We start from the raw sequence: 16,141 nt of genomic DNA, 5'->3' as shown, positions 1-16,141 counted from the left end.
TGGTTTGGGCCGCAGAGCTTAGTTCAGTGGGGAACTCAATAATGATCCAGGAAAATTGGCGAGCGATCTTGCTGTCGCTGCTTGCAGCAAATCTGGTTTTTATGGGCCTGTTGGAGATGCAGAGGCGCGTGATATGGGAAAATGAACGCGACTACCTGGTTCGGATCGAAAAGGCCGCCACATCGACCGATAAGACCCAAGCGAGCTATGATTACCTCACCAGGGTATTGCTGGACATCCAAAGTCGCGTAAACGCGGTGGAAATTGCCGTGCAGGATGCCCCTGCCAACGCAAGAATCACCCGCGATATACAGGCTCGCCTGAATTCATTGCAGATTGCCGTCCAACAATCGTCTCCCGCCAAACAATAGGCTTGGTCGGCGACCTACGCGCCCCGGCTCATTCCGCGCGGGGCGCGCGGCGATTTGCTTGATGTAAAAAGTGGGAAAACCGGCTAAGCCATTGATTCAATGGCGCGAGAGACGGGGCTCGAACCCGCGACCTCCGGCGTGACAGGCCGGCGCTCTAACCAACTGAGCTACTCCCGCGTGATTTCGAAACCCGCGAGAGGTGGGACTTAAAGGGGCGACCTTTCCAAGTCAAGGTTGTTCGAATCCTCCCGCCAGTTGGGCATTTTTGGGACGTCGATGCAAATAATAGGCTGTTTATCGGCAAAACAGCGTAGTCAGACGCCCCCCGAATCGTTTAAGGCCTGATACGTCTTAGGTTCCTAAGCCATCAACAACGAGGAGGGCCAAATATGGCGAAGAAGGCAGCGACACCGACCACCGTCACGCTCAAGCATCTCGCAGCGGCGATTGCCGATGAGCAGGAATTGTCCAAGAAGCAGGCTGAGGCCATCCTGAACGACATGGTCAGCCGGATCACCAAGCACCTGAAGAAGGGCGAGCGGATCCGGATCGTCGGTCTCGGCATCCTGCAGGTGCGCAAGCGCGCCGCCCGCATGGGCCGCAACCCGGCGACCGGCGAAGCGATCCACATCAAGGCCAGCAAGAAGGTTGCCTTCCGCGCAGCCAAGGAGCTGAAGGAAGCCGTCTGATAAGGACGCGTTTTCCGTTTTTTGACTTTGCGTCATTCCGGCTTGGTTACGCGGCCTCCGGAATGACGCTTTTCTGGTATACCGCTTTCACCATGGCAGCGGTTTCGGTTGAGATGTCGTCATTGGCGTTCACGCACACCGTGACCGAGCGCTTCCTGCGCTATGTGGTCATCGACACCCAGTCTGACCCGGCTTCACCGAGCTGCCCATCCACCGAAAAACAAAAAGACCTAGGCCGCCTGCTCGCGCGCGAGCTGCAGGCTATGGGACTGAGCGACGCCCATCTGGATGAATATGGCTACGTCTACGCGACCATCCCCGCGAATACCGACAAGAAGGTCCCGGTCATCTGCTTCTGCTCGCATATGGACACCTCGCCCGACTGCACCGGCAAGGGCGTCAAGCCGCAGATTGCAAGGAATTACCGCGGTGGCGACATCGTGCTGCCGGGCGACCCGACGCAAGTGATCCGCGCCGCGGATCATCCGGCGCTCAAGGACCAGATCGGCAACGACATCGTCACCACGGACGGCACCACGCTGCTAGGAGCCGACAACAAGGCCGGCCTTGCCGAAATCATGGATGCCGCGCATTTCCTTCTTGCCAATCCGCAGATCAAGCACGGCACCATCAAGATCCTGTTCACGCCAGACGAAGAGATCGGCCGCGGCGTCGACAAGGCCGACCTGAAAAAGCTCGGCGCCGACTTTGCCTACACGATCGACGGCGAAACCGCGGGGAATATCGAGGACGAGACGTTTTCGGCCGACGGCGCCACCATCACCATCGAAGGCGTCTCTACCCATCCCGGCTTTGCCAAGGGCAAAATGGAGCACGCGATCAAGATCGCGGCGGCCATCGTCGAGCGGCTGCCCAAAACTACCTGCTCGCCAGAGACGACCGAAGGCAAGGAAGGTTTTCTGCATCCGATCGGCATTTCCGGCGCCCTGGAGAAAGCGACCCTCGGCTTCATCGTGCGCGATTTCACCGAACAAGGGTTGAAAGAGAAAGAAGCCCTGCTGGAAAGCATCGTCAAAGACGTGATGAAGGACTTTCCACATTCGACCTATCGGCTGGAGATCAAGCCGCAATACCGCAACATGAAACAGGTGATCGACCGTCATCCCGAGACCGTCGAATACGCTGTCGAAGCGATCCGCCGCGCCGGGCTCAAGCCGACAAAAACCTCGATCCGCGGCGGCACCGACGGTTCGCGGCTGTCGTTCATGGGACTGCCCTGCCCCAACATCTTCGCCGGCGAGCACGCTTTCCATTCGCGATTGGAATGGGTGAGCGTGCAGGACATGGAAAAGGCGGTGCAGACCATCGTCCACCTCGCGATGATCTGGGAAGAGCGGGCGTAAGCGCTTTCAAGCAAAACACGTCATACGTTTGCGGTCACGATCCAGATCGAGGCTTTGAGCGGCACGCTCTGTCCGCTGACGAAAGGTGCCAGCGCCTCGCGGATCGAAACCATGGCGGCGGCGCGCACATCGGGCGGTTGCTCGAAAAGCGCGCGGGCGGCCGGCCCGATTTCCAGCGTGGCTTCGACCGCCGCATCGAGACCGCGTCCGACCGCGATATCGAGCGAAAGATCGTACGGCTCCATGGCGATGCCGGTGAAGCCGGCCTCGCGCAATATCCTGTTCACGCGCGCTTCGGATGCAAATGAGAACGGACCGGGGTCCTCTGGCCCAAGCTGCGGCAGCTTGGGCACGTGCTTGTAGACCGCCTGCAGCGGCGCCATGAAAAACGGATTCTCGCGCGGCTCGCGCCAGCAGGCGAAGGCCAGCCGGCCCGACGGCCGCAGCGCGTTGCGCATGTTGGCAAACGACAGTGCGGGTTGCGCGAAAAACATCACGCCGAAGCGGGAGGCCAGAAGGTCGAAACTTTGGGGAATGAATGGATAAACCGTTGCATCGGCAAGCACGAAATCGACCGGAAGGCCGGCTGGCGCGAGCTGCCGGGCGCGGGTCAGCATCGGTCCGGAGATGTCGATGCCGGTGACCTGTCCGGCCGAACCGACCTTTTGCGCAAACGCGACGGTGGTCGCGCCGCAGCCGCACCCGATATCGACGATCCGCTCGCCCGCTTTTGCCTTCGCGCGATCGATCAAGACCTGGGAAACCGGCGCAAGCACGATGTCCTGGGTTTGCTGGCGGTCGGCCCAGTGCTGGCCGCCCGGCCCGTTCCAGTAGGCGATCTGGTCCGCGTTTTGATCGTGGCCGGATGGCAGTTCCACGCTAGTTCGCCGTGCTGCCGGTTTTGGTCCGCTTCACAGGTGCGGGTTTCGCGGCGGTCTTCGGCGCGTTGTCGCTGCGCACATTGCCCCAGGGGTCGGAAGTGCCCTTATCGGGGATGTTGCCCAGCGACCTTTCATAGGCTTTCTGTGCGTCTTTTTCGGCCTGGATCTGCTGCGGGGTCTTGTCCTTATCGGCTTCCCCGTATTTGGGAACGTGTTGGTCCTGGGCGTAAGCGGGCCCGGCCAGCAACGCGAAAATGGCGGCGGCGGCGAAAACTCTCATGCGTATGCTCCCGGCATTGAGCTGAAAGACCAGTTCGCTGACGTGGTAGGCGGCGAGAGATTCGAACTCCCGACCCTCTCGGTGTAAACGAGATGCTCTAACCAGCTGAGCTAGCCGCCCTCGCCACCTGTTTAGCCTTGGGTGCCCCTTCGGTGCAAGGTAGGAACCTAGTCGGTCGGCCTGCCGGGCAATTCCGCGACAGCGTTGATCCATGGCACAGCCGATCGGCACCAGATTTGCCGCTTCGGCGCGAGTCGGTCGCGCTGGCGGATGCTGCCCCAGCGAATTCCCCAATCGTCGGGGCCGCCTTCGCCGCTGGTGAACAGCGGGGAACCGCATTCGGCGCAGAAGTGCTGAAAGCGTGTCCGGCCGTTATCGCCGGTCTTGGCGTAGACCTTGGGCGCCCTCCCCGTCATCCGGATCTGTTCGCCCGAGCAGATCACCGTCACCCTAAAGGGCGAACCGGTCAGCATCTGGCAATCCGTGCAGTGGCAGATCGATACAAGCTCCGGGTCGATGTCGGCGTGATAGGTCACCGAACCGCAATGGCATTGTCCGTCGATATTCATTCGTCCAGCTCCGACAAAAGTCACAGGGCCGGTTCACGCAAAAAAGAAACGGCGCCCGAAGGCGCCGTTTTATCATTTCACGATTGGGATGCTCTAGTGCGCCGTCAGGCCACCGGCGGCTTCGTCGCCGGCGTCCGGCTTGACCGGCACCTTGGTGTCCTCTTCCCAGACGATCGGCACCGGCGTCCGCACCAAGGCCTTGGAGATCACGTCGTCAAGGCGAGCGACCGGAATGATTTCCATCCCGCCCTTGATCGCATCGGAAATCTCCGTGAGATCCTTGGCGTTGTCCTCGGGGATCAAGACCGTCTTGATACCGCCGCGGGCCGCCGCCAACAGCTTCTCCTTCAATCCGCCGATCGGGAGCACCCGCCCCCGCAGCGTGATCTCGCCGGTCATGGCGACATCGTGCCGGACCGGAATCCCGGTCATGGTCGAGACGATCGCGGTCGCCATCGCAACTCCCGCCGACGGTCCGTCCTTTGGGGTCGCCCCCTCGGGCACGTGGACGTGGATATCGCGCCTGTCGAACAATGGCGGCTCGATGCCGAAGCCGACCGCGCGCGAACGGACATAGGATGCCGCCGCCGAGATCGATTCCTTCATCACGTCGCGCAGATTGCCCGTGACCGTCATCTTGCCCTTGCCGGGCATCATGACGCCTTCGATGGTGAGCAGCTCGCCGCCGACATCGGTCCATGCGAGGCCGGTGACGATGCCGACCTGATCGTCGGTCTCGATCTCGCCGTAACGATATTTCGGCACGCCGAGAAATTCTTCCAGCGACTTCTCAGTCACCTTCACCGACTTCTTCTTGGAGATCATCAGGTCCTTCACCGCCTTGCGGGCCAGTGTCGAAAGCTCACGCTCCAGGTTGCGCACGCCCGCCTCGCGGGTGTAGCGCCGGATCATCAGCAACAACGCGTCGTCGTCGATCGACCATTCCTTGGAATCCAGGCCATGCTTGGAGATCGCATTCGGGATCAGGTGCTTGCGCGCGATCTCGACCTTCTCGTTCTCGGTGTAGCCGGCGATCCGGATGATCTCCATGCGGTCCATCAGCGGTCCCGGAATATTCAGCGTATTCGCGGTGGTGATGAACATCACGTTGGAGAGATCGTAGTCGACCTCGAGATAGTGATCGTTGAAGGTCGAGTTCTGCTCGGGGTCCAAAACCTCAAGCAGCGCCGAGGACGGATCGCCGCGGAAATCGGCGCCCATCTTGTCGATCTCGTCCAACAGGAACAGCGGATTCGAGGTCTTCGCCTTGCGCATCGACTGGATGATCTTGCCGGGCATCGAGCCGATATAGGTGCGGCGGTGACCGCGGATTTCGGCCTCGTCCCGCACGCCGCCGAGCGACACGCGCACGAACTCGCGCCCGGTCGCTTTCGCGATCGACTTGCCGAGCGAGGTTTTGCCGACGCCGGGAGGCCCGACCAGGCACAGGATCGGTCCGGTCAGTTTGTTGGCGCGCGACTGCACCGCGAGATACTCGACGATGCGGTCCTTGACCTTCTCGAGACCGTAGTGATCGTTATCCAGCGTTTCTTGCGCGGCAACCAGATCCTTCTTGACCTTGGACTTCTTGTTCCACGGGATCGACAGCAGCCAGTCGAGATAGTTGCGCACGACGGTAGCTTCCGCGGACATCGGCGACATCTGGCGCAGCTTCTTCAATTCGTGCTGCGCCTTCTCGCGGGCTTCCTTGGAGAGCTTGGTCTTGGCAATCTTCTCTTCCAGATCGGCGAGCTCGTCACGGCCTTCGTCGTCGCCGAGCTCCTTCTGGATCGCCTTCATCTGCTCGTTGAGATAATATTCGCGCTGGGTCTTCTCCATCTGGCGCTTGACGCGCGAGCGGATGCGCTTCTCGACCTGCAACACCGAGATCTCGCTCTCCATCAGCCCGAGCACCTTCTCAAGGCGCGCGGTCACCGACAGCGTCTCCAGGATCGCCTGGCGATCGGCAATCTTGACCGCGAGATGGCCGGCGACGTTGTCGCCGAGCTTGGCGAAATCGGTGATCGCCTGGACCACGCCGACCGCTTCGGCGGAGATCTTCTTGTTCAGCTTCACATAGCTTTCGAAGTCGGACACCACCGAGCGCGCCAAGGCTTCGGCCTCGACGGAGTTGGCATCGGTGTCGGCGAGCGCGACCGCGGTCGCCTCGTAATATTCGGTCCGGTCGGAATATTTTTGTACGCGCGCGCGCTCCAGTCCTTCGACCAGCACCTTTACCGTGCCGTCGGGCAATTTGAGCAGCTGCAGGACGCTCGCAAGCGTGCCGGTTTCGTAGATCGCCTCCGGGCTCGGATCATCGTCGGAGGCGTTCTTCTGCGTCGCGAGCATGATCAACGCGTCGTTCTTCATCACCTCTTCAAGCGCGCGGATCGATTTCTCGCGGCCGACGAACAGCGGCACGATCATGTGCGGGAAAACGACAATGTCGCGCAGCGGCAGCACCGGATAAGAGTGGCTCTCGCCGTAGACGATATGTGGCCGGGGTTTTGGGGTGGTCATGGCCTATTCCTTTTGTTGTGCCCCCTTGCACGCAGTCCGCCCATTTGCGCAACCGCCACAAGGTGCCGAGATGTTCCGGGATCGTATGGCCTGTCGCGGCCGACTGCTCCGGATGGTGGGTTAGGCGAATCTCATAGGATCGTTTTTCATCGCCGATAGCATTAGGTGGCTATCGACCATGGGGGTGTCAAGTCGGTGAAAAAGGCCCGCCAATCGGGGCGCAACGCAGAGATAAAGCTACTCAACCGCGGCCGCGGGATGAGGCTCCGCAGCCGTCTTTCTCGCATACGCAACCCAGCCCTCGCCGCCAGCGATCAGGCGCTGGCGCTGCTCTCGACGGCGCGGTCGGAACGGTCGGCGTAGATGTAGAGCGGGCGAGCCGTGCCCTCTACCACTTCGCGCGAAATCACGACCTCTTCGACGCCTTCCAGGCCCGGAAGATCGAACATGGTCTCGAGCAGGATGCTCTCGAGAATGGAGCGCAGTCCGCGCGCGCCGGTCTTGCGCTCGATCGCCTTGCGGGCAACCGCGCCAAGCGCTTCGTCGGCGAACGTCAATTCGATATTCTCCATCTCGAACAGCCGCTGATATTGCTTCACCAGCGCATTCTTCGGATCGGTCAAAATCTTCTTCAGCGACGCTTCGTCGAGATCTTCCAGCGTCGCGACCACCGGCAGGCGGCCGACGAATTCCGGGATCAGGCCGTACTTCAAGAGATCCTCGGGCTCGACATGGCGGAAGATTTCGCCGGTACGGCGATCTTCCGGCGCCAGCACTTGCGCCGCAAATCCGATCGAGGTCGAACGTCCGCGCGCGGAGATGATCTTCTCAAGGCCCGAGAACGCGCCACCACAGATGAACAGGATATTGGTGGTGTCGACCTGCAAAAACTCCTGCTGCGGATGCTTGCGGCCGCCCTGCGGAGGAACCGAGGCAACCGTGCCTTCCATGATTTTCAGCAGCGCCTGCTGCACGCCCTCGCCCGAGACGTCGCGGGTGATCGAGGGGTTGTCGGACTTGCGGCTGATCTTGTCGATTTCGTCGATATAGACGATGCCGCGCTGCGCGCGCTCGACATTGTAGTCGGCCGACTGCAACAGCTTCAGGATGATGTTCTCGACGTCCTCGCCGACATAGCCGGCTTCGGTCAGCGTCGTCGCATCCGCCATTGTGAACGGCACGTCGAGAATCCGCGCCAGCGTCTGTGCCAGCAGCGTCTTGCCTGAACCGGTCGGACCGATCAAAAGGATGTTCGACTTCGCGAGTTCAACGTCATTGTGCTTGGTCTGGTGATTGAGCCGCTTGTAGTGATTGTGGACGGCGACCGAGAGCACCTTCTTGGCGTGGCTCTGGCCGATCACGTAATCGTCGAGGACCTTGCAGATTTCCTTCGGCGTCGGGATACCGTCGCGCGACTTCACCAGCGAGGATTTGTTCTCCTCGCGGATGATATCCATGCACAGTTCGACGCATTCGTCGCAGATGAATACCGTGGGGCCCGCGATCAATTTGCGGACTTCGTGCTGGCTCTTGCCGCAGAACGAGCAATACAGCGTGTTCTTGGAGTCGCTCGTGCCGACCTTACTCATTCTTGTCTCCGTCCGCCGTTCGATCCCGTCCGCTCGATCGCCCCATTCCGGCACTTACCGGCACTGAGTCCTAGATAGAGCAAATTCCGTACCAAAAAAGACCCTACGCTCCAGATGCCACGCGAATCGCGGCTAACTCGAATCCCCTTACGATCATAACCTACACAACCTAGCCAACCATGGTCGCACCCGACTATCAAGAATTCACTAATCGGGCGAAATCCGATACCCGTGACAATACCGTGATTTGCGGCGTAAGCACGAGCCGATCTTACGGAAATCAGCCAAGCGTTGCGGGATTACCACGCTGCCCGACCAGCACGAAAGCGGAACTTTCTGCCCAGGGGCGGGCCGAAAGCGGCCTTGGACGGCCGAAATTGCCGGGAACGATGGCCACCGTTAACGGCGCTGCAACCAAGCCACCCGTGGAATTACGGGGGCGCCGCCCTCTTCTTCCGGGCCGCCCGCCGATCACTTTGTCGACAATACCGCCGGGTCTTCCGAGCGCTTGTCGATCACCTTGTCGACGATGCCGAATTCCTTCGCCTGGTCGGCGGTGAGGAACTTGTCGCGTTCCAGCGCGTCCTCGATCGCCTTGAAGGTCTGGCCGGTGTGCTTGACGTAGATCTCGTTGAGCCGCTTCTTGAGGTTCAGGATTTCCTGGGCGTGCAGCATGATGTCGGTGGCCTGGCCCTGGAAGCCGCCGGAGGGCTGGTGCACCATGATGCGCGAATTCGGCAGCGAGAAGCGCATGTCCTTGTGGCCGGCGGCGAGCAACAGCGAGCCCATCGATGCTGCCTGTCCGGTGCACAGCGTCGACACCGGCGGTCGGATGAACTGCATCGTGTCATAGATCGCAAGGCCCGACGTCACCACGCCACCCGGCGAATTGATGTACATCGAGATTTCCTTCTTCGGATTCTCGGCTTCGAGAAACAGAAGCTGCGCAACCGTCAGCGTCGACATGCCATCCTCGACCGGTCCGGTCACGAAGATGATGCGCTCTTTCAACAGGCGCGAAAAAATGTCGTAGGCGCGTTCGCCGCGGTTGGTCTGTTCGACCACCATCGGCACGAGGTTCATGTAGGTTTCGACCGGATCGCGCATTAGTCACCCATAGGGTTGTTAGACAGGTTGGCGGAGACGATCAATCCATCGGCAAGGCGGAACTGGCTGGAATTTGCCGGGTGCAGACGACCGTCCCGTGATGCAGGACTTGAGGACAGGGTTCACAGATATGGGCCAATTCCCGGGCCACAAGACCGGGCCGACCCGGTAACAAGACCGGGGTCGATAACGTCGCGGAATTGATTGCAGTTGAAGCTGATTCGCAAAGCCCCGCCTAGCGACGGATGCCGCCGCCAAGCCCCTTTCGCGTCTCAACCTTAACGCCCGCCTGACGCCATCGATCAGGCGGCGCTCTTCTCCGCCTCGTCGTCCTTATAGAGTTCCTCGCGGGTCACCTTCTTCTCGGCGACGTTGGCGAGTTCGAGGATGAAATCGACCACCTTGTCCTCATAGATCGGCGCACGAAGCTGGGCCAGCGCATTGGCGTTGTTGCGATAGTAGTCCCAGACCTCCTTCTCGCGTCCCGGCATCTGGCGCGCGCGCTCGATCACCGCGCGGCTGACCTCATCGTCGGTGACCGTGATCTTGTTCTTCTCGCCGATCTCGGAAAGCACGAGGCCGAGACGGACGCGGCGGTCGGCGATGGTGTGGTACTCTTCCTTGGCGGCCTCTTCGGTGGTGTCTTCATCGGCAAACGTCTTGCCGCTCGACTCCATCTCGGCCTTGATCGAGTTCCACATCAGATTGAATTCTTCCTCGACCAGCGACGGCGGCGCCTCGAATTTGTGGCTCTCGTCGAGACGATCGAGCAGCATGCGCTTGACGCGTTGGCGGGTGGCGCCGGCGAATTCGGCCGTGAGCCGTTCGCGCATGGCTTCCTTCAGCTTGTCGAGCGATTCGAGGCCGAGCGCCTTGGCGAACTCGTCATCGATCTTGGCTTCCTGCGGCGCCTCGATCAGGGTCGCAGTGGTCTCGAATTCGGCCGGCTGGCCGGCGAGCTTCTCGCTGGCATAGTTCTTCGGAAACGAGACTTTCAAGGTGCGGGTTTCGCCTGCTGCGATGCCGAGCAGTTGTTCCTCGAAACCGGGAATAAAGGTGTTAGAGCCGATCGTGACCTGGATGTTCTCCCCGGTACCGCCGTCGAACGGCGTGCCGTCGATGGTGCCCTTGAACGAGATCGTGACCCGGTCGCCGTTTTCGGCCCGCGCGCCGTCGCCCTTCGCGGCAAAGCTGCGATTCTGCTCGGCGATGCGCTTGATGGCCTCATCGAGGTCGGCCTCGGTCACTTCGGCAACCGGCTTCTCAACCGTAAAACTCTTGAAATCGGCGAGCGCAATCGCGGGCACCACCTCGATCGAAACCGTGTAGGTGAGATCGGATTTACCGGCGAGGATGTCTTCCACGGCCTTCTGCTCGGTCGGCATCGTGATCTTGGGTTCGGTCGCCAGGCGAAAGCCGCGCTCGGTGAAGATCTGCGAATTGGTGTCGCGGATGGTCTGATCGATGGTCTCCGCCATCACCGAGCGGCCATAGACCTTCTTGAGGTGGCTGACCGGCACCTTGCCCGGACGAAAGCCGTTGAGGCGGACCTTGTCCTTGAGGTCCACCAGACGGGCGCCGGCCTTGGCATCGAGATCCGATGCGGGAACGCTGATCTGGAATTCGTGCTTCAATCCCTGGGCGAGGGTTTCTGTGACCTGCATGGCGTCAATCTTCTTCCGCTTTCGTCCGGCCCAAACGGCGCGGACATTTTGTCAGTTTGTCGAGGCGCGGCCTTGCGGCCTGCGCCGGTGTTTTGGCGGACCCTCCATATCGGAAACAGGTCCTCCAGAATTCCTCATGCAAACGCTGTCAGCGCTTGGTGCGGGCGGAGGGACTCGAACCCCCACAACTTTCGTCACTGGAACCTAAATCCAGCGCGTCTACCAGTTCCGCCACGCCCGCGTGAATAGCATCCTGTCCGGCGGCGATGCCGCGGGCGGCGGGCTTATAACATGGGCCCGCCCCTCCGCAGCAAAAAAATGGTCATTTTGGAGCCTTCCGGGAAGTACCTGCGGCGACTGGACATCACAACCGGAAAGTGGTCCGCATCGGTCATGGCAGACCGCATAATTCGGCTCGACCGACGCGAGCTTGTGGCCGGATTGGGGCTTGCGCTGCTCTGTCCGGCCTTGCCGGGGATCGCCGCCCCCGGGGGGCGTCCGCCGCTGGCTCTGCAGGCCAAGGCCGGTGCAATCGGTTTGCGGCCGGGAGCGTCGGAAACCCCGATATGGTTGCTCCAAGGAACGGCGCCAGGTCCTGATCCACGCTTCAAACGAGGCGATGCGCTCGAGGTTACGTTGCTCAACGACCTTCCGGTACCCGCCGTACTCAATTGGCACGGGATCAACGGCGTTCCGGCTGCCGAACCGCTTTTGGCGCGCACGCCCCTGTTGCCGGGAGCGAAGGAAACACTCGTCGTTCCAATGCGTCATGCCGGCACCCTGCTGTGCGACCTGCGGCTTCTCGGGGATAGCCCGGCCCGGCCGTCGCGCGCGCGGGCAATGGTGGTTGGGGAGACCGAGGCCGTCAGCGTGGACCGCGATGAGGTGCTTTTGATCGAAGACTGGCGCCTGCGGCCGGACGGAACCGCCATCGCCCCCGGCATCGATCCAAAGGATGCGGCGACCATCTACACCATCAATGGCCTAGCGAGCCTCGATATCCCGGTCCGTTCCCATGAGCGGTTGAGGATCCGGTTGATCAATGGCTGCCAACGTAATGTCATTGCTATCAAAATAGAGGGGCATGAAGTCCGAATCATGGCCCTCGACGGACAGCCGGCGGAGCCGTTCCCCGCGCGCAACGGCGCGGTGGTGCTCGCGCCGGGCGCCAGAACTGACGCGTTCGTCGACGCGACCGTGCCGGCGGGCGGGGCGTCATCGATCCTGCTGCACGACGGCAAGGAGGCCCGCCCAATCGCCCGGCTCGTTGCCTCCAAGGAACCGCCGATCCGGGACACGGCGTTGCCTGAGGCACCCCCACTGCCTTCCAACGGCCTGCCGGCGCAGCTCGAGCTCAAAAACGCGCTCCGCTTCGAGTTGTCGCTGGGTGGACCGCAGGCCGACTGGATGACCCCCGCGAATTTTGCCCCATCCTCCGCGCCAGCGTTCCACGCCAGGACCGGCCGTACCGTGGTGCTGGCGCTCGCCAATCGCGCCGATAAGCCGACCGTCTTCCACCTCCATGGCCACCATTTCAGGCTATTGGACCGGCTCGACGACGGCTGGAAGCCCTTCTGGCTGGATACGCTGGCGATCGACAGCGGGCAGACCCAGCGCATCGCGTTCTTGGCCGAATATGCCGGGCGCTGGCTAATCGAGGCCGCCTCGACCGACTGGGCGGCGCCGCGCGTCTTGCGATGGTACAATGTCGAATGAGGAAACAAACATGAGCAAGGCCGATCTCACCATTCGAAGCGTCGCGGCGCGCGCCGTCGATGCGCCGATTTCGCGCCCCGTAAAAAACGCCTTCGGCATCATCCGCTCCGCGCCATTGGTGCTGATCGATGTCGCGACCGATCAGGGTATTACCGGGCGCGCTTACATCTTTGCCTACACCAAGCTGACGCTCGCTCCGCTGGTGCGATTGATCACCGATATCGGCAGCGAACTCGCCGGCAAGGCGATCGCGCCGTTTGATCTGATGGCGCTGATGGATGCCAAATTCAGGTTGCTTGGCTGGCAAGGCCTGGTCGGCATGGCAGTGTCGGGATTGGACATGGCGTTCTGGGACGCGCTCGGACAGGCGGCGGGTCAGCCGCTTGCAAAATTGCTCGGCGGATCGCCGCGGCCGATCCGGGCCTATGACAGTTACGGCGCGGTCGATCCAATCGCCGACGAGAAAGCCCTGCGCCGCTCGCTCGATCAGGGTTTTCGCGGCATCAAGATCAAAGGCGGCGACGGGGATCTCAATAATGACGAGCGCGTCGTCAAGGCGGTGCGCGGCCTTGTCGGTCCCGACATTGCGTTGATGCTGGATTTCAACCAGTCGCTTGATCCATCCGAGGCGAGCCGCCGCATTGCGCGGCTGGCGCCCTATGATTTGCACTGGATCGAGGAGCCGGTGCCGGCCGAAAACCTCAGAGGACACGCGCAGGTACGGGCAACATCTGCGATATCGATACAATCCGGCGAGAACTGGTGGTTCCCGCGCGGCTTTGCGGAAGCGATTGCAGCAGGCGCGAGCGACTTCATCATGCCCGACCTGATGAAGGTCGGCGGCGTCACCGGCTGGCTCCGCGTCGCGGGCCAGGCGGAAGCCGCCTCAACCCCGATGTCGAGCCATCTGTTTGCCGAGGCTAGCGCCCACATGCTGGCGGTTACGCCAACCGCGCATTGGCTTGAGATTCTCGACCTCGCCCGCGCCATCCTGATAGAGCCCATCGAAATCGTCGACGGCACCGTTACCGCGCGCGGGCACGGCCTCGGGCTGTCATGGGACGAAGCGGCGGTCGCGAAATACATCGTGCACTAAGCCGCTGCCGGCTGGTGACGAAGCATCGCCTCGATTCTGAAGTCCAGGGTGCGCTCAATATTCGATGCCGAACTCGTCATAGAGGCGACGGTGCACCGCGGGCAATGTCTCGGGCAGGTCTTCCGCAATCAAACCGGGGCCTGCTTCGCGGGCGGCCTCGCCATGCATCCAGACCCCGATGGACGCGGCCCCGAACGCCGCGACACCTTGCGCCAAAAGCCCCGCGATGATCCCCGCCAGCACGTCGCCGGCGCCGGCGGTCGCGAGCCAGGGGGGCGCGTTGTAGGCGATGGTGGCGCGCCCATCAGGCGATGCCACCACCGTATCCGGTCCCTTGAGCAGGACCACGGCGCCGGAGCGCTCGGCCGCTGCGCGGACCCGTTCAAGCTTCGAGCGAAGTGGATGTTTGTTGCTGATGTCGCTGAACAGCCGCGGGAATTCGCCCTCATGCGGGGTGAGGACAACCTGTGGATCGTTTGAAGCTTTAATTGCCTCGAATAGCCGGTCGGGGGCTGCTGCAAAACTCGTCAGCGCATCCGCATCGACCACGAGGTTGCGCTTTGCCGACAGCGCGGTCAGGACAAAATCGCGCGTCCGCTCGCCGACGCCGGCGCCCGGCCCGATCACGCAGGTGTTGAGACGCCTGTCGGTCCATAGTTCGGCAAATTCAACCACAGTATCGATCGGGCGAACCATCACCGCGGTTAGTGCGGTGGCGTTGACGACAAGCGCATCGCGGGGCGAGGCCACCGTAACCAGCCCAGCACCAGCCCGAAGTGCGCCGCGCGCCGACATCCGCGCTGCACCGGTCGAAGCGGTTTCGCCGGAAACGACGATGACATGGCCGCGGGCGTATTTATGGCCGTCGATCCGCGGCACCGGAAAAGAGTTGCGCCAGAACTGCGGAACGTTCTCGAACGTCTTCGGCTGTATTTCCTCCAGCACGCGCGGATCGATCCCAATATCGGCCACGCGAACCCGGCCGCAATAGATCTTGCCGGACAACAACAGATGGCCCGGCTTGCGCCGGAAGAAGGTGACGGTTTCGGTGGCGCGGACGGCGATACCCATCACCGCCCCGGTGTCGCCGTTGATGCCGCTCGGCAGGTCGACGGCGAGAACCGGTGCACCGTTTGCGTTGATCGCCTCGATCATGTCGTACGGCTTGCCCTTGACGGGCCGGTTGAGACCGGCGCCGAACAGCGCATCGATGATCAGCGCGGGTTTGCCGATGGCCTGCGGGTTGAACGGCTTTACCGGGTATTTCCAGCCCCGTGCCGCGGATGCCGCGTCGCCCTGCAGGCTGTCGCGCTCGCACAACAGGATGATCGAAACCTCGCGGCCGCGGGCGGCGAGTTCGGCCGCAGCGACAAAGCCATCGCCGCCATTGTTGCCGCGGCCGGCCACCACCACGATCGGCCCCTCCTCGACAAGATCCATCGCTGCCTCGGCGACCGCCTGGCCCGCGCTAAGCATCAGCGCGAAGCCGGGCGTGCCCGCGGCAATGGTGAGCCGGTCGGCGCGCTCCATCTCAGCCGTGGTGAGAACTTCCATGCCAAATCCCCGGTACGAGCGCCTTATCCTGAGGCATTTCCCATGCCATGCGAATGCCGAATATTCGTCGATTGCATATCGATTGATCTATTTGCCTATTTCGCAGGCTTGGGTACTGTAGGGTGTTTGGTCCACCCTCCAGCGAACGCCCGTTAAAAGGCTGATAACATTCCGGAATCAGACATCTTAACAAACTTGGCATAGACCCTGCTTTTGAGGAGGCCGGCTCTGGATGATCGTGCTCAATGGCGAATCTTGGGGTGTCCCTGGCAGCTAGGCAGGACAAAACGATCGAACAACCTGCGTGACGTCAGCGCAACTGAGAAGCAAACCTGCTGTCTAGAATATGAAAATGCCCGGGAGGCGTTCAGTGAAGAAGATCGAAGCCATCATCAAGCCATTCAAGCTCGACGAGGTGAAGGAAGCGCTCCAGGAAGTTGGGCTGCAAGGAATTACCGTCACCGAAGCCAAGGGTTTCGGACGGCAAAAGGGTCATGCCGAACTCTATCGCGGCGCTGAATACATCGTGGACTTTCTGCCCAAGGTGAAGATCGAGATCGTGATCTCGGAAGATCTGGTCGAAAAGGCGATCGAGGCGATCAGGCGCGCGGCCCAGACCGGACGTATCGGCGACGGCAAGATCTTCGTGTCCAACATCGAAGAAGCCATTCGCATCAGGACCGGCGAATCCGGACTGGATGCCATCTGAGCCGGATTTTGCCGATTCTCTGATATTGTATT

Annotated in this window: 14 protein-coding genes and 3 tRNA genes; 6 read left to right on the top strand and 11 right to left on the bottom strand. The window is 61.6% G+C overall.

Features of this window, described 5'->3' with window-relative positions; all coding sequences use genetic code 11:
• Nucleotides 1-41 precede the first annotated feature (41 nt).
• A complete protein-coding gene (locus tag B5526_RS35335) occupies nt 42-371 on the top strand; it encodes a hypothetical protein (RefSeq protein WP_079544251.1) in 330 nt (109 codons plus the stop codon).
• Between the two features lie 100 nt (nt 372-471).
• Here the strand turns inward: B5526_RS35335 and B5526_RS35330 are convergent.
• Nucleotides 472-548, bottom strand: a tRNA-Asp gene (locus B5526_RS35330).
• Nucleotides 549-760: 212 nt separating this feature from the next.
• On the opposite strand from B5526_RS35330, the gene B5526_RS35325 reads away from it, so the two are divergent.
• Together B5526_RS35325 and pepT are read left to right on the top strand one after the other, a co-directional pair.
• A complete protein-coding gene (locus B5526_RS35325) occupies nt 761-1,060 on the top strand; it encodes an HU family DNA-binding protein (protein WP_079544250.1) in 300 nt (99 codons plus the stop codon).
• A gap of 113 nt (nt 1,061-1,173) precedes the next feature.
• On the top strand, nt 1,174-2,424 hold the full coding sequence (pepT, locus tag B5526_RS35320; RefSeq protein WP_079545906.1) for a peptidase T: 1,251 nt from the start codon (nt 1,174-1,176) through the stop codon (nt 2,422-2,424).
• A gap of 20 nt (nt 2,425-2,444) precedes the next feature.
• On the opposite strand, the gene B5526_RS35315 is transcribed toward pepT, so the two are convergent.
• From B5526_RS35315 to B5526_RS35275, 9 genes are all read right to left on the bottom strand, one after another.
• Entirely contained in the window at nt 2,445-3,302 is an 858-nt protein-coding gene (locus B5526_RS35315; RefSeq protein ID WP_079544249.1) for a class I SAM-dependent methyltransferase, read from the bottom strand.
• A 1-nt stretch (nt 3,303) separates the two neighbouring features.
• A complete protein-coding gene (locus B5526_RS35310) occupies nt 3,304-3,585 on the bottom strand; it encodes a hypothetical protein (RefSeq protein ID WP_079544248.1) in 282 nt (93 codons plus the stop codon).
• A 43-nt stretch (nt 3,586-3,628) separates the two neighbouring features.
• Nucleotides 3,629-3,705, bottom strand: a tRNA-Val gene (locus B5526_RS35305).
• A gap of 47 nt (nt 3,706-3,752) precedes the next feature.
• Nucleotides 3,753-4,154, bottom strand: a complete 402-nt coding sequence (locus B5526_RS35300; RefSeq protein WP_079544247.1) for a GFA family protein — start codon at nt 4,152-4,154, stop codon at nt 3,753-3,755.
• 93 nt (nt 4,155-4,247) lie between these two features.
• Nucleotides 4,248-6,674: an endopeptidase La gene (gene lon / locus B5526_RS35295; protein WP_079544246.1), complete on the bottom strand. Its 2,427-nt coding sequence runs from the start codon at nt 6,672-6,674 to the stop codon at nt 4,248-4,250.
• Nucleotides 6,675-6,988: 314 nt separating this feature from the next.
• Nucleotides 6,989-8,263: an ATP-dependent Clp protease ATP-binding subunit ClpX gene (gene clpX, locus B5526_RS35290; protein WP_027537232.1), complete on the bottom strand. Its 1,275-nt coding sequence runs from the start codon at nt 8,261-8,263 to the stop codon at nt 6,989-6,991.
• Between the two features lie 471 nt (nt 8,264-8,734).
• Complete coding sequence (locus B5526_RS35285; protein ID WP_079544245.1) at nt 8,735-9,370, bottom strand: ATP-dependent Clp protease proteolytic subunit; 636 nt, start codon at nt 9,368-9,370, stop codon at nt 8,735-8,737.
• Nucleotides 9,371-9,672: 302 nt separating this feature from the next.
• Nucleotides 9,673-11,034 carry a trigger factor gene (tig, locus tag B5526_RS35280; protein WP_079544244.1) on the bottom strand — a complete coding sequence of 454 codons (1,362 nt, stop codon included), beginning with the start codon at nt 11,032-11,034 and terminating at the stop codon, nt 9,673-9,675.
• A 156-nt stretch (nt 11,035-11,190) separates the two neighbouring features.
• Nucleotides 11,191-11,275 (bottom strand) — tRNA-Leu (locus tag B5526_RS35275).
• A 152-nt stretch (nt 11,276-11,427) separates the two neighbouring features.
• Between B5526_RS35275 and B5526_RS35270 the strand changes: the two genes are divergently transcribed.
• Nucleotides 11,428-12,750, top strand: a complete 1,323-nt coding sequence (locus B5526_RS35270) for a multicopper oxidase family protein (protein ID WP_079544243.1) — start codon at nt 11,428-11,430, stop codon at nt 12,748-12,750.
• A 10-nt stretch (nt 12,751-12,760) separates the two neighbouring features.
• Nucleotides 12,761-13,846 carry an enolase C-terminal domain-like protein gene (locus tag B5526_RS35265; protein ID WP_079544242.1) on the top strand — a complete coding sequence of 362 codons (1,086 nt, stop codon included), beginning with the start codon at nt 12,761-12,763 and terminating at the stop codon, nt 13,844-13,846.
• A 54-nt stretch (nt 13,847-13,900) separates the two neighbouring features.
• On the opposite strand, the gene B5526_RS35260 is transcribed toward B5526_RS35265, so the two are convergent.
• The gene (locus B5526_RS35260) at nt 13,901-15,400 is read right to left on the bottom strand and encodes an NAD(P)H-hydrate dehydratase (RefSeq protein WP_079544241.1); all 1,500 of its coding nucleotides are present in this window, start codon (nt 15,398-15,400) and stop codon (nt 13,901-13,903) included.
• Between the two features lie 370 nt (nt 15,401-15,770).
• Here B5526_RS35260 and B5526_RS35255 point away from each other — a divergent pair, with 370 nt between their 5' ends.
• A complete protein-coding gene (locus B5526_RS35255; RefSeq protein ID WP_079544240.1) occupies nt 15,771-16,109 on the top strand; it encodes a P-II family nitrogen regulator in 339 nt (112 codons plus the stop codon).
• Nucleotides 16,110-16,141 lie beyond the last annotated feature (32 nt).

It is taken from the genome of Bradyrhizobium lablabi (genome assembly GCF_900141755.1).
In the GTDB taxonomy this organism is placed as follows: Bacteria; Pseudomonadota; Alphaproteobacteria; order Rhizobiales; family Xanthobacteraceae; genus Bradyrhizobium; species Bradyrhizobium lablabi_A.
This window is presented reverse-complemented; position numbering and strand designations above follow the sequence as displayed.

Coding starts and splice junctions, on each gene's coding strand:
- B5526_RS35310 (WP_079544248.1), bottom strand. CDS start 3,585: ATGAGAGTTTTCGCCGCCGCCGCCATTTTCGCGTTGCTGGCCGGGCCC.
- clpX (WP_027537232.1), bottom strand. CDS start 8,263: ATGAGTAAGGTCGGCACGAGCGACTCCAAGAACACGCTGTATTGCTCG.
- B5526_RS35325 (WP_079544250.1), top strand. CDS start 761: ATGGCGAAGAAGGCAGCGACACCGACCACCGTCACGCTCAAGCATCTC.
- B5526_RS35270 (WP_079544243.1), top strand. CDS start 11,428: ATGGCAGACCGCATAATTCGGCTCGACCGACGCGAGCTTGTGGCCGGA.
- B5526_RS35260 (WP_079544241.1), bottom strand. CDS start 15,400: ATGGAAGTTCTCACCACGGCTGAGATGGAGCGCGCCGACCGGCTCACC.
- tig (WP_079544244.1), bottom strand. CDS start 11,034: ATGCAGGTCACAGAAACCCTCGCCCAGGGATTGAAGCACGAATTCCAG.
- B5526_RS35335 (WP_079544251.1), top strand. CDS start 42: ATGATCCAGGAAAATTGGCGAGCGATCTTGCTGTCGCTGCTTGCAGCA.
- B5526_RS35285 (WP_079544245.1), bottom strand. CDS start 9,370: ATGCGCGATCCGGTCGAAACCTACATGAACCTCGTGCCGATGGTGGTC.
- pepT (WP_079545906.1), top strand. CDS start 1,174: ATGTCGTCATTGGCGTTCACGCACACCGTGACCGAGCGCTTCCTGCGC.
- lon (WP_079544246.1), bottom strand. CDS start 6,674: ATGACCACCCCAAAACCCCGGCCACATATCGTCTACGGCGAGAGCCAC.
- B5526_RS35300 (WP_079544247.1), bottom strand. CDS start 4,154: ATGAATATCGACGGACAATGCCATTGCGGTTCGGTGACCTATCACGCC.
- B5526_RS35265 (WP_079544242.1), top strand. CDS start 12,761: ATGAGCAAGGCCGATCTCACCATTCGAAGCGTCGCGGCGCGCGCCGTC.